Here is a 12,837-nt window from a genome sequence, read left to right as displayed (position 1 = left end):
TTCTCCTTACCCTTTCAGCCAGGGCAGCTTGTCCAGATCCACGTTGCCTCCGGTGATGATGACGCCGACGCGTTTGCCCCGGAAGGTGTCGGGGTTCTTGAGAATGGTGGCCAGCGGAACGGCCGAAGACGGCTCCATCACCACGCGCAAGTATTTCCAAGTGAGTTTCATTGCGTCGATGATCTCTTGCTCGGACGCGGTGAAGATGTCGGTCACATTGTTCGACACAAAGTGCCATGTGTTTTCCTTGAGCGGGACCAACAGCCCGTCCGCCACCGTTTTGGGGGCATCGTCCGCAATGATATGACCCGCTTTGAAGGAACGGTACGCATCGTCCGCCTGCTCAGGCTCAGCCGCATAGATCGCGGTTCCTGGTGCCAGGTTCGAAACCGTCAGACAGGTGCCTGAGACCATCCCGCCACCGCCGATTGGCGCGATCACTGCATCCAGGCCATCGGTCTGCTCAAGCAATTCAGCCGAACATGTGGCCTGACCAGTGATAACACGAGGGTCGTTGTACGGGTGCACGAACTCTCCGCCTGTTCGGGCCTGCACCTCGGTAAAGGTCGCTTCGCGGGACGACGTGGACGGTTCACATTCAGTGATCGTACCACCAAAGCGTCGTACCGCGTCTTTCTTGGCCTGCGGCGCGGTGCGCGGCATCACCACATTGCATGGAATGCCCCGGCGACCCGCCGCATATGACAGTGACAGGGCGTGGTTCCCGCTTGAGTGGGTGCAAACGCCCTTGGCCGCCATCTCATCGCTAAGGCCGAAGACTGCATTACTGGCACCGCGCACTTTGAATGCACCTGCTTCCTGAAAGTTCTCGCATTTGAAGAACAGCTGTGCGCCGGTCAATTCATTCAGATAGTCCGAGGTCATTACCGGTGTGCGTCGGATGTGCGGCCTGATCCTTTCATGCGCAGCTTGTACGTCGTCATACGTCAGGTCGGCGACGGGGATTTGATCCAACATGACTATCCTCCCTAAGCTGCGGCTTTTGCGTGGCTGGTTGAGCTGGCGCGATAGAATTCCTGCGCCGCAGCAACCCCGCTGCCAAGCTTCACCGGGTAGTTCAGATCGGCCATGGCCATCTCGACCGTGGCCAGCCCCGACAGGACCATAACATCGGTCAGGCTGCCCAAGTGGCCAATACGGAATGCTTTGCCATTCAACTCACCCAGACCAATGCCGAAGGATACCCCATAGGTGTTGAAGGCATGGTCAGTCAGTTCGTTGCTGTCGAAACCTTCGGGCACAAATATGGCGCTGACGGTATCCGAGTAGAGGTCAGGAGATTGTGCGACCAACCTCAGGCCCCAGGCCGCAGTCGCGTGGCGCACACCTTCGGCAAGGCGAGTGTGGCGGGCATACACATTGTCCAACCCTTCCTCGAACAGCATCTTCAGGCTTTCGCGCATGCCGTAGATCAGCTGCAGCGGCGGAGTATAGGGAAAGCCGCCAGACGCATTTGCCGACATCATATCACGGAAATCAAAGAAGGTGCGGGGCAGTTGGGCGGTATCCATTGCAGCCAGAGCCTTGGGGCTGACGCACAGGATCGCCATGCCGGTGGCCAGCATGAACCCCTTCTGCGACCCCGAGACCGCAATATCCACGCCCCACCGGTCAAACTCGAACGGCATTGAGGCCAGAGAGCTCACGCAATCCACAAACATCATGGCCGGGTGATGTGCCGCATCCATCGCATCGCGCACAGCGCTGATATCGGAACGCACACCTGTCGCGGTTTCGTTATGCGTCACCAATACGGCCTTGATTTCATGCGCTTTATCCGCGGACAGGATCGCCTCGAACCTGTCGGCTGGCGCGCCTGTTCCCCATGGGCATTCAACGATCTGAACGTCCAACCCGTGTCTTTCGCACAGATCGATCCAGCGATGGCTGAAGACGCCGTAGCGGGCGACAAGAACCTTGTCACCGGGGCTGAGCGTATTTGTAATCGCTGCCTCCCAACCGCCCGTTCCGCTGGCTGGAAAAGTGATTATCTGGCCTTCGGTGGTGCCGAAAACCTGTTTTGTGTTTTCCAGTACCGGGGCGAAGGTTTCAACGAAATCCGGGGCGCGATGGTCTTGCGTCTGAACCTGCATGGCAAGGCGCAAACGATCAGGAATGTTGGTTGGGCCTGGGATAAAGACCGGGTTTTGATGCGACATAACTCAATCCTCTGCTTTGGGCCCAAGTGTCGCTTGAACGGTTGCGTGTTGCAATTTTCTTGAAAAATATTTTCATTTTATCTGTTAAATTGATAAGGTGCTGAAACGGATAGGAATTCAGTTTATCAAAATGATCTCTGAGAATTCCGGGCCAAAAAAATTGGTTCGAGTTTTCGGGGGGAATCCGAAGGTCAGGTGAGAAATGGAAACGCAAAAGCGGCCGCGCGGCAGACCCAAATCGCTGTTTAAAGAAAGTTCGGCCGGGACCATGCAATCATTGGATCGGGCGCTGGGCGTACTGACCACTGTTGCCCGGCTAGAGCGCGTCGCGCTGAGCGATCTTGCCCGCGAGGTTGATGTTCCGACAGCCACCACGCATCGCATTCTGGTGACACTGCAAAAACACAGGTTCGTATCTTTTGATGAGGAACGGCAGGAATGGTTGGTCGGAATCGAAGCCTATCGGACCGGTGCGTCTTTTCTGCGGCGCAAGAGCGTTCTGGAAATCGGCAGGCCGATCCTGCGGCGTCTGATGCAAGACAGCGGTGAGACCGCAAATCTGGCCGTACCCGATGGAGCAGAGGTGGTCTTCGTCGGGCAGGTCGAAACTCAGAACCCCATCCGGGCCTTCTTTCCACCCGGTGCGCGGACGCCCATGTATGCGTCCGGTACAGGAAAGGCTATTCTCGCTGCGTTGAGCGAAGAGAGTTTAGGCAAAGTTCTGGGCCGGGTTGATCCGGTTGCTTTCACTGAAAATACGAAGTTGCCCGCTTCGGGCCTGTATGCAGATCTGGCTGAAACTCGTACCCGAGGTTGGTCTTACGATCACGAAGAACGGTATGAAGGTATGTCTTGCATTGGTGCGGCCATCTTCAATGACAGGGCTGAGCCTTGCGCCGGTATCTCGGTATCCGGACCCACCGTAAGGTTCAGCCGAGAACACGCGCCCGAGTTGGGCGATCTGGTCATGCGCGCGGCGCAAGAGATCACCCACCTGAGCGGCGGTAGGCTACCCAAGAGCTGACGCTTGATTATTTGCGCGGCACTCTGGGGATGCGCGATTGCGAGAGTTTGTACTTGTGTTCCGGATGCGGTGGATGGCCGTGGGTGCGGTTCCAGAACCCAGTCCCTCCGCGCCTGAGCCATAGGGGGATGCACAGGATCAGCCCAACAAAGAACCCTCCGGTATGCGCCCAATAGGCAACGCCACCTTCATCGGGATTGCTGGCCAGGCTGCCAAGGAATTGCAGGCCCAGCCAGACACCCAGCATGATAAAGGCCGGGATGGTAAAGATCCGGATATAGACGATCAGAATCAACAAGATATCCACGCGCGCTTTTGGGAAAAGCAGAAGATAGCCGCCCATGACACCGGCGATCGCTCCGGAAGCGCCAATTGTTGGCACCACCGAATCCGGTGCCGAAATGACGTGAATCAGCCCCGCTCCGATTCCTGCCAGCAGATAGAACACGAGAAACAGCACATGCCCCATTTCGTCTTCGAGGTTGTCGCCGAATATCCACAGAAACAGCATGTTTCCCGCCAGATGCATCCAGCCCCCATGCAGGAACATTGACGTCACGAGTGTCTCGAACCCATAGCCGTCAGTTATCCGGGCAGGAATGACCGCGTAGTCAATATAAAGCTGATTGATCAGCCGCGCATTCTCCATGACACCCACATAGCTGAGGAAGATCAGTATGTTCGCAGCCATAAGGGCATAAACAACAAACGGAGTACGCCCCGAAGGGTTATGGTCTCGGATCGGAAACATGGCGCGACGCTGGGCTTTTCGCCGCCCAGCGTCAAGGTCCGGTTATGCCGCACCTCCCAGAAGGGCGGCGTTGCCTCCGGCGGCGGTGGTGTCGACACAGACATGGCGTTCCCCCAGCACCCGCGCACGGTCGGGCTGCCCGGGGATCAGCGGGATGATCGGGCCATCGCGCCGGGCCAAATGCTGCTCGATATGGCGGGCAGAGTCGTCGTCGCCCCACCACAGAACGCCCGAGAAACCGGTCAGGTTTTCAAGCCGGTGCAGATCCAGCATGCCCGTCATACGGATCGCTGTGCCGCCCAACGCTTTGACCGCATCCGCCTGAGCCTTGGCGGCCTCGTCCCCCGGACCCATGCACAAAAGCGGGGAGCGGGAATATTCGGTCAGGCGGTTCGATTCACCGGTGGGGCCAGGCAGCGATTGGGTGCTGGGCGTTGCAGGTTGCCCTTCGGGCGCACCTGGTTCAGCCGAACTGTCCCAGCGTCCCGAAGCATTCTGCCGATCAGGCGCGCAGAACCGTGCCATATAGTTCGGACCGCCCGCCTTGGGGCCGGTGCCGGACAGACCTTCGCCACCGAAGGGTTGCGAGCCGACGATTGCGCCGATCTGGTTGCGGTTGACGTAGATATTACCGGCATGGATCGCCTCGGTCACATGCTGCACCCGGTCGTCGATCCGCGTGTGCAGGCCGAAAGTCAGGCCGTACCCCGTGGCATTGATATCCGCAATGACCTTGTCGATATCTTGCGCCTTGAACCGGGCGACGTGCAGAACCGGACCGAACACCTCGCGCTCTAGCGCCGAGATGCCGGGTATCTCGATCAGAGTAGGTGCGATAAATGTACCCTCAGGAGGCGTTGTCATCTCCTTCAGTACCCGTCCTTCTGAGCGGGCCTGGGCCACGTGGTCCGCGATGATTTGCCGGGCTTGCGCGTCAATGACCGGGCCGCAATCAGTTGATATCAGCCAAGGATCGCCCACATGCAAAGCGTCCATCGCCCCTTGCAACATGGTCAGAACGTCCTCGGCAATATCCTCTTGCAGATAAAGACAACGCAGTGCCGAGCACCGCTGGCCTGCCGATTGGAACGCGCTTTCGATAATCGATTGGACCGCTTGTTCCGGCAAAGCGGTGCTGTCTACGATCATGGCGTTCAGACCGCCGGTCTCGGCGATCAATGACGTACCTGGCCGCATGTGCTGCGCCATTGCTGATCGGATTTTCAGCGCGGTCGCGGTGGAACCGGTAAAGGCCACACCAGAGACGCGTTCGTCCGAAGTTAGCGCCGCACCCACCTTCGGCCCGCCCGGAAGAAGTTGCAGCGCATCGCGTGGAACGCCTGCTTCATGCATCAGTTGAATGGCACGATGGGCGATCAATGGCGTTTGCGGGGCAGGGGCTGCCAGCACAGCGTTGCCGGTGGCCAACGCAGCCGATATCTGCCCGGTGAAGATCGCCAGAGGGAAGTTCCATGGGCTGATGCAGGTGAATATTCCGGCGGGTTTGGCGGCAGGAATATTGGCGGCGTAGTAGCGCAGGAAATCAACCGCTTCGCGCAGCTCGGCTACCGCATCGGGCACGGATTTTCCGGCTTCGCGGGCGAGCAGGGCAAACAGCTCTCCAAAATGCGCTTCGTAGAGATCGGCTGCTTTATTTAGAATGTCAGCGCGCTTCTCGGCTGAGGCCTGCCATGGGCAAGCGCTGGCCAACGCCAGTTCCACGTCTTCGGGGCTGGCCGCAGCAACCGAACCGGGACGATCCAATGGTTGCGCGGGATTGATCACGGGAGTGTCTGCCAAAGGCAGTGCATCATCCGTCAGCAAAGGTCGGGCGTACCAATGATGGGCGCGGAAGGCGTCGCGTGCGATGTCAATCTGGTCCAGCGTCGGCGTATGGCGCAGATCAAAACCTTTCGAGTTTGGGCGTTCTGGTGCGAACAACTCAGGCCCGGTTGGCAGCGGTTTGCCAGGTGTTTGAACGGCCACGAACGGATCTGCGGCAACGGTTTCTGGGGCGACTTCCTCATCAACGATCTGATTGACGAACGAGGAATTTGCCCCGTTTTCCAGAAGGCGACGCACCAGATAGGCCAACAGATCCCGATGTGCGCCGACCGGAGCATAGATACGGCAGCGCGAGGTCCGCTTGTTGCGCACGATCTGATGCAGGGTCTCACCCATCCCGTGCAGGCGCTGGAATTCGAATGGCTGGCCGTCCGCCATATGTAGGATAGCGCTGACCGTATGGGCGTTATGCGTGGCAAATTGCGGATAGATACGGTCGGTCATTCCCAGCACCTTGCGGGCGTTGGCGATATAGGACACATCCGTCGCCGCCTTATCGGTGAAGACCGGAAAACCATCGACGCCCTCGACTTGCGCGCGCTTGATCTCGGTATCCCAATAAGCGCCCTTGACCAGCCGTACCATCAGCTTGCGGTCGTGCCGCTGGGCCATCTCATAGAGCGTATCCAGCACCAACCCGGCGCGTGGGCCGTAGGCTTGCACGACGATGCCGAACCCGTCCCAACCGGCCAGTGCAGGCTCTGCCATAACTTCTTCGATCACCTGCAGCGAGAGCGACAGGCGATCTGCCTCTTCCGCGTCAACGTTCAGCCCCATGCCCGCTGCCTTGGCCAGCAAAGCCAGCGCGCGCAGCCGGGGCACCAGTTCGTCCATCACCCGTTGTTCCTGTGCCAGCTCATAACGGGGGTGCAGGGCCGACAGCTTGACCGAGATGCCCGGATTTTCGCGAATGTCTTTATGGGTGCAGGCCTCGGCAATAGCGGCGATCGCGCGCGAGTAAGACAGGTGATAGCGGGCAGCATCGGCCTCGGTCCGTGCCGCCTCGCCCAGCATGTCGTACGAGTAGGTATAGCCCTTATCTTCCATTCCTTTGGCGCGCTTCATGGCGGATTGAATGGTTTCGCCCAAAACGAACTGACGCCCCATTTCTTTCATCGCACGACCAACGGCGGTGCGGATCACTGGTTCACCCAGCCGCTTGATGGCCCCGCGCAGCGCGCCGACGGGCGAGGATTTGTCTTCGTCCAGAACCCGGCCTGTTAGCATCAACGCCCATGTCGACGCGTTCACCAGTGACGAGGATGATTGTCCGAGATGTTTTCCCCAGTCTGACGGGGCGATCTTGTCTTCGATCAGTGCGTCAATGGTATCCGCATCTGGCACACGCAACAGCGCTTCGGCCAAACACATAAGCGCAACGCCTTCATCAGTGGATAGGCCGTATTCAGCCAGAAACACTTCCATCATGCCAGGCGACGTGCTTGAGCGGATGTCGCGCACCAGCTGTGCTGCAGCCTCACAAATGGCCGTTCGGTCGGCCTCTGACAGCTTGGCCTGAGAGATCAGCGCGTCCAGTACAGTGGACTGGTCGGCATAAGTTTGAGTGTCGATTTTGGTGCGTAGGCTGTGTGACATGTGTACTCCGGGGCTTTTGCCTAATATAACCGCCTACAGTCAGGAGAAAGGACCGAATTATCTCGAATTCTGGTCGAATTGACTGAAATATAGGAGCCTGATCATGCAAAACGACTTGTCCAGCCTTGATCGCTTTGACCGTGCGATCCTTACGGCATTAGCTGAAGATGGCCGCATCTCAGTGACGGACCTTGCGCGCAGGATCGGCTTGTCAAAATCGCCGACACAGGCGCGGCTCAAGCGGCTTGAGGCTGACGGGATCATCACAGGCTATCGCGCCATGTTGGACCCGATCCGTCTGGGCCTTGACCATGTGGCCTTTGTCGAGGTGCGTCTCACAGATACTCGTGAAAAAGCACTGGCCGAGTTCAATGCAGCGGTGCGCAGAGTTGCTGAGATTGAACAGGCTCATATGATCGCGTCCAACTTTGACTATCTGCTTAAAATCCGGACCCGATCGATGACAGAATACCGCACGGTGCTAGCCGAGAAAATCTCATCCCTGCCGCATGTTGCCAACACCTCCACCTTCGTTGCGATGGAGGCGGTGAAAGAAACCGGGTTGCTGGCTCCGCTATAAAGCAGTTGACCTAAACGCCTGATGGATCAGGTTAGAGAGGATGAAAAACGTACTTATCGTTGCCATACTCGCTGGTTCTGCCGCTCAGGCTTCTGCAGATTGCCCGGTTGCGCCGGATCATATTTCTGGCGTCGACGCCCTGATTGCGCAAGCCCAAACCGCGTCGTCTGAGCGCGAGGCGCGGGGCATTTCGGGACGGATGTGGCAACTCTGGACCGATGCGCCGGACGCCCGATCTCAAACCCTGTTGGATCGCGGGATGTCTCTGCGCGAGTCTTGGGATTTGACCGGTGCGCTGGCCGAGTTTGACGCTCTGGTCGCTTATTGCCCGGATTATGCCGAGGGGTACAATCAGCGGGCATTCGTCAACTATTTGCAGCAGGATTACGGTGCGGCCCTGATCGATCTGGATCGGGCCATTGAGCTGTCCCCGAACCATGTAGCGGCGCTTAGCGGGCGTGCATTATCGCTGTTGGGTCTCAAGCGGCTGGACGAAGCGCGAACGGCGCTGAACCATGCACTCGAACTGAACCCGTGGCTTTCAGAACGTGCCTTGCTTGCGCCGGGCGGGCTGCTTGATCCACCGGGTGATGATATTTGAATTGAGACGAAAAAGCGCCCCGGAACCGAAGTTCAGGGGCGCTTTTGATGCAAGGGCTTGATTAGCCGACCAGCCCGTTGTCGGTGCGTTTGATCGCAATCACCGACGAACGCGGCGTACCGCCATCGGGCCAATTGCTGCCCGGATGCTGGATGCCAACAAACATGGTGCGCAGGTCGGTCGACCAGGCCAGACCGGTGACTTCACAGCCATTCGGGCCGGTCATGAAGCGCACAATCTCCCCGGTCACGGGATCGCCAACCAGCATCTGGTTATTGCCGTTTCCTGCGAATTCTTCCTCGTTGTCATCATTCCCGTCTGTCTGAATCCAGACCAGACCGGTCGAATCGATGGCCATGCCGTCGGGTGAGTTGAACAGGTTGCCTTCGTTCACATTTGCCGATCCGCCACGGTTATCCGAATGAACAGTTGGGTTTCCGGCCATGACATAGAGATCCCAATCAAAGCCAGTGGCCGCGTGATCTTCATCCGCTGGACGCCAGCGCACGATCTGGCCGTATTTGTTGGCCTCGCGCGGGTTAGGGCCGTTGACTGCAGTGTCATCGCCCCCAGCATTTGGCTTAACTCCACGGTTCTTGTTGTTGGTCAGGCAGCAATATGCTTCGACCGCAACAGGGCTTGAGGCCACCCATTCCGGGCGGTCCATTGTGGTGCCGCCCGCAGCCGATGCGGCCATACGGGTAAAGATCAGAATTTCGGCCGCGTCCATGCCGGTTGTTTCCGGCGTCAGCGGCAGCCATTCGCCACTCATGTCGTCATTGAACTTGGCGACATATAGCGTGCCGTCATTCAACAAGCCCTGAGTGTCGACACCGGGCGCATAGGCCGCGTTCGAGACGAACCTGTAAAGATACTCGCCACGTTCATCGTCGCCCATATAGACCACGACACGACCGTCCGCAGCCAGCGCGACCTCAGCATTTTCATGCTTGAAGCGACCAAGGCCGGTGTGCTTGACCGGAGTGCTGTCGGGTTTGGTCGGGTCGATTTCAACGATCCAGCCTGCGCGGTGCGGCTCATTGGGGTTTTTCGAGGTGTCGAAGCGGGGGTCAAACAGTTCGTAGCCATTCCAGCTTTCGGCTTTGATGCCATAGCGTTTCATGCCGTCCGCGACCTTCTGATCGTAGCTGGCATTCTCGTCAGAGGAACCAAAGTAGCCGTTGAAATTTTCTTCGCAGGTCAGGTAGGTGCCCCACGGTGTCTTGCCGGAACCACAGTTGTTCATGGTGCCCAGCGACGCGGTTCCTGTCGGATCGGCCTCGGTCTTCAGTAGGTCATGACCAGCGGCGGGGCCGACGATCTTCATTGGAGTGTTGTGGTGGATCCGGCGGTTGAAGGGGCTGTCCTTAACGACCGCCCAGCCCGCAGGGCCTTCCTTGATCTCCATTACGGTCACGCCCTGGATGTTCTGCAACTTCAGAACATCATCGGCACTGGTCGGAACACCTTTCTGCGCGGCAGGCAGGTTGATCTTGCGGTTCGGGTACTCGTGGTTGATCGCAATCAGCTCGTGACCCCGGAACGAGAATGTCTCCATCCCATCCGTATTCTCGCCAAAAACCTTGTCCGAGTTTTCAACCTTACCGCCATCGGTCAAATCGTATCCATCGGCCTCGGAAAACAGCGGATCGCCCCAGCGCATTAGCATCTTCCATTCATAACCTTCCGGAACGTGGACTGTCCCATCGGTCTGGGCGGGAATCGGCGTGAAGGCAAAGCGTTGTGCATCGACCGCCTGTGCTGAAGTTGAGCCCAACAAACCAGCGCCCATCGCCGCAGCGCCCGACCCAAATGCCACAACTCCTGACAGGAAACCCCGTCGCGAGATAGCGCTTTCAACCACGCGGTCGAAGTCGTGTTCATCTGGGCGGGGGAAGTGCAACTCATCCCAATCGTCGGCGGAAAGGGTGGTGAGATCGACGTCTGTCATGGATAGCTCCTGGCTGTCTGAACTAAGAATCGCACCGTGGGTTTAGAGCGATCACATGACAGGAAATTGACAGTCTTAGCAAAGCTTCTTTTGATCTGCGCCGCGTGCAGATTGACGCCGATCTACCTGCGGCGCTGATCAATGTTTAGGCGAATCTATCGCCAAACGACCAGAAGCCTAAGCCGCCTTTGCCTTGCTGCGGCAATAACATGAGGCATGGATAGGCACCGTGGCCCGTGCAGCAGCATTGTCCAGTTGCAGCTTGATATGACGGGCCTCGGTCGTTTCACCGCGTCGGATCAGGCATTCATGCAGGCCATGAAGGCTCCAGATATTGCCGGGATGCTGGCAGGCACGGGCGAGCGTGTCGTCCAGACCCAGATCGGCCCGATAGACGGCCTCGGCCTCATCGAATTGACCGTCTTCCATCAACAAGGCACCCAGAGCGTGCCTTGTTGGCTGCATCCATCCCCATGGCTCGTCATAAACCAGATTGTCATCCAACTCGACCGAGCGGCGCAGATGATCAAGTCCGCCTTCACGGTCACCGGATTTGAACGCGATCTCTCCATCCATCATCGCCTCGCCGATCATCAAAACATCCTCGGCGGTGTTGTTGAATACCAGTCGACTTTCCGGGACGGCTTTTCTGGCCTGAACGGCCACTTTGCGTGCATGCGCTGCATCGTCCATACGACCCAAATTGGCCAGAGCCACAGAGCGCGCCTGATGAATTGCGGCGGTGGTATAGCTGTATAACTCCGCGTCGCCGGGCATGGGTTCATCCAGAATTTCCTGCCACATGCCGAAGCGAACCATGACATGGACCTTCTTGCCATAGAAGGATTCGAACAAATCCGGGAAGTAACGGATCACATTGTCCGGCAATAATCGCATCAATTCCTCGGACGCAGCCAGGGCCAATTCGGGTTGCCCAAGGAACATGGCCCCATAGGCTTCAAAATGTACGTTGTGGACGCGATAGACGGTATAGAAGTTCTCACCCCCGGCCATGGCTTCATATTTCTTGTCGACCGCTGCAGCTCGGTGATTGCGCCAGACCACATTCTGATAGTCGCCGCACAACACGTCGATATGCGTCGCCATGTGAACTAGATGCCCGCTGTCGGGCACCAGATCGACCAGCCGATCCCCGTGTCGCAGCGCCTTTTCCGGAGTGGGCGACATCTCCATCAAGTGGATATACATATGCAGCAGGCCGGGATGATCCCAGGCACCGGGAAGCGTTTCAAAGGCCCTTTCCAGAACGGCTTGTGCCTCGGTGGTGGATGCCCCTTCGGCGGGCACGCCCTTCTTGAGATCCCATAGCTGCCAGGGCGTTCGGTTCATCAAGGATTCGGCAAACACAGATGAGACATCCAGGTCGTTCGGATGATCGGAATAAACCGCGCGCATCGAATCGGCGAAGGCGTCATTCCACGGTGCATAGTCCTCTATTTCGGGGTCCGACGGGAAATGGTGTGAGATCGCTTCGATCAAGGCCGCCTCAATCGGGGTCGAAGATGTGCGCAGAGCCATCGCCGTTTCGACTGCCTGTCGCGCCCGGTCAAGGGTGGCAACCTTTTCATCAGGCTCAAAGAACTCCCATGGTTTATTGTAATTTGGACCAATCGCATAGGCGACGCCCCAATGGGCCATACCGCATTTCGGGTCATGAGTTATGGCCTGTTCGAAACAGGCGGCAGCGGCCTCATGGTTATACCCGAACAGCCAGATGAGACCCTGATCGAACAGCTTCTGAGCTTCGCTTGATGAAGTGGTAACAGCACGGCGATACGTGCCGAGGTCAAAATCGGTCATCCTTCAATCCCCCGCTTACTCTCCGCCGAGCACCGGTAATCAGCGCCGAACAGCGGATCATCGAATTATAGCACAATTTCGTGAAAGGCATCGCGGAGCGCGGAAAAGGCTCTTCGAGCTATCCAGCCCTCCTTGTCGGACAAGATTACTCATCGGAAAGCAGCCAGCTGTCGCGGTTGTTCGCAAGTGTCGGTGCCGGCAAAATGGACGTATCAATTCTCACCGCGAGGTGCATTTGATTGAAACATCCTCTTGACGACAAATTTTGTATGAAATAGGTGGTGACCTCGCTGAGCGGGCGTTGTGTAGTGGTAAGACCTTAGCCTTCCAAGCTAATGACGCGGGTTCGATTCCCGCCGCCCGCTCCAGCTGATCCCCCACACAGGTTGCGTCATTTAGCCCTTATCGGGCTGCAAAACTTTGTCTTCAGCTTGACCCCAAACATCTCTGACGCCAAGAAGCTGAGATTGATGCCTGATCAGGGCGAC

At 57.8% G+C, this 12,837-nt stretch carries 9 protein-coding genes and 1 tRNA gene; 4 read left to right on the top strand and 6 right to left on the bottom strand.

Annotated elements, in window-relative coordinates:
• Positions 1–6: 6 nt before the first annotated feature.
• Positions 7–978 carry a beta-hydroxyaspartate dehydratase BhcB gene (gene bhcB, locus ACR0I1_RS13110; RefSeq protein ID WP_480706833.1) on the bottom strand — a complete coding sequence of 324 codons (972 nt, stop codon included), beginning with the start codon at positions 976–978 and terminating at the stop codon, positions 7–9.
• An 11-nt stretch (positions 979–989) separates the two neighbouring features.
• Positions 990–2,180, bottom strand: a complete 1,191-nt coding sequence (bhcA, locus tag ACR0I1_RS13105) for an L-aspartate--glyoxylate aminotransferase BhcA (RefSeq protein WP_480706831.1) — start codon at positions 2,178–2,180, stop codon at positions 990–992.
• A gap of 202 nt (positions 2,181–2,382) precedes the next feature.
• On the opposite strand from bhcA, the gene ACR0I1_RS13100 reads away from it, so the two are divergent.
• Positions 2,383–3,204 (top strand): IclR family transcriptional regulator, encoded by an 822-nt coding sequence (locus ACR0I1_RS13100; protein ID WP_480706829.1) that lies wholly within the window; start codon positions 2,383–2,385, stop codon positions 3,202–3,204.
• Between the two features lie 7 nt (positions 3,205–3,211).
• On the opposite strand, the gene ACR0I1_RS13095 is transcribed toward ACR0I1_RS13100, so the two are convergent.
• Both ACR0I1_RS13095 and putA read right to left on the bottom strand, forming a co-directional pair.
• Positions 3,212–3,955 (bottom strand): rhomboid family intramembrane serine protease, encoded by a 744-nt coding sequence (locus ACR0I1_RS13095; RefSeq protein WP_170732976.1) that lies wholly within the window; start codon positions 3,953–3,955, stop codon positions 3,212–3,214.
• A gap of 42 nt (positions 3,956–3,997) precedes the next feature.
• Positions 3,998–7,396 (bottom strand): bifunctional proline dehydrogenase/L-glutamate gamma-semialdehyde dehydrogenase PutA, encoded by a 3,399-nt coding sequence (gene putA, locus ACR0I1_RS13090; RefSeq protein ID WP_480706827.1) that lies wholly within the window; start codon positions 7,394–7,396, stop codon positions 3,998–4,000.
• A 103-nt stretch (positions 7,397–7,499) separates the two neighbouring features.
• Here putA and ACR0I1_RS13085 point away from each other — a divergent pair, with 103 nt between their 5' ends.
• Positions 7,500–7,976, top strand: coding sequence for a winged helix-turn-helix transcriptional regulator (locus ACR0I1_RS13085; RefSeq protein ID WP_170401672.1), 477 nt, complete (start codon positions 7,500–7,502; stop codon positions 7,974–7,976).
• 40 nt (positions 7,977–8,016) lie between these two features.
• On the top strand, positions 8,017–8,577 hold the full coding sequence (locus ACR0I1_RS13080; protein WP_480706825.1) for a tetratricopeptide repeat protein: 561 nt from the start codon (positions 8,017–8,019) through the stop codon (positions 8,575–8,577).
• Between the two features lie 61 nt (positions 8,578–8,638).
• Here ACR0I1_RS13080 and ACR0I1_RS13075 read toward each other — a convergent pair whose 3' ends face one another.
• Together ACR0I1_RS13075 and ACR0I1_RS13070 are read right to left on the bottom strand one after the other, a co-directional pair.
• Positions 8,639–10,528: a PhoX family protein gene (locus tag ACR0I1_RS13075; protein ID WP_480706823.1), complete on the bottom strand. Its 1,890-nt coding sequence runs from the start codon at positions 10,526–10,528 to the stop codon at positions 8,639–8,641.
• Between the two features lie 177 nt (positions 10,529–10,705).
• Positions 10,706–12,349 (bottom strand): hypothetical protein, encoded by a 1,644-nt coding sequence (locus ACR0I1_RS13070; RefSeq protein ID WP_480706821.1) that lies wholly within the window; start codon positions 12,347–12,349, stop codon positions 10,706–10,708.
• Between the two features lie 294 nt (positions 12,350–12,643).
• Between ACR0I1_RS13070 and ACR0I1_RS13065 the strand changes: the two genes are divergently transcribed.
• Positions 12,644–12,717: transfer RNA gene (locus tag ACR0I1_RS13065), tRNA-Gly, on the top strand.
• Positions 12,718–12,837: the final 120 nt, after the last annotated feature.

The sequence above is a fragment of the Ruegeria sp. B11 genome (assembly GCF_056539785.1).
This window is presented reverse-complemented; position numbering and strand designations above follow the sequence as displayed.

Coding starts and splice junctions, on each gene's coding strand:
- bhcB (WP_480706833.1), bottom strand. CDS start 978: ATGTTGGATCAAATCCCCGTCGCCGACCTGACGTATGACGACGTACAA.
- bhcA (WP_480706831.1), bottom strand. CDS start 2,180: ATGTCGCATCAAAACCCGGTCTTTATCCCAGGCCCAACCAACATTCCT.
- ACR0I1_RS13100 (WP_480706829.1), top strand. CDS start 2,383: ATGGAAACGCAAAAGCGGCCGCGCGGCAGACCCAAATCGCTGTTTAAA.
- ACR0I1_RS13095 (WP_170732976.1), bottom strand. CDS start 3,955: ATGTTTCCGATCCGAGACCATAACCCTTCGGGGCGTACTCCGTTTGTT.
- putA (WP_480706827.1), bottom strand. CDS start 7,396: ATGTCACACAGCCTACGCACCAAAATCGACACTCAAACTTATGCCGAC.
- ACR0I1_RS13085 (WP_170401672.1), top strand. CDS start 7,500: ATGCAAAACGACTTGTCCAGCCTTGATCGCTTTGACCGTGCGATCCTT.
- ACR0I1_RS13080 (WP_480706825.1), top strand. CDS start 8,017: ATGAAAAACGTACTTATCGTTGCCATACTCGCTGGTTCTGCCGCTCAG.
- ACR0I1_RS13075 (WP_480706823.1), bottom strand. CDS start 10,528: ATGACAGACGTCGATCTCACCACCCTTTCCGCCGACGATTGGGATGAG.
- ACR0I1_RS13070 (WP_480706821.1), bottom strand. CDS start 12,349: ATGACCGATTTTGACCTCGGCACGTATCGCCGTGCTGTTACCACTTCA.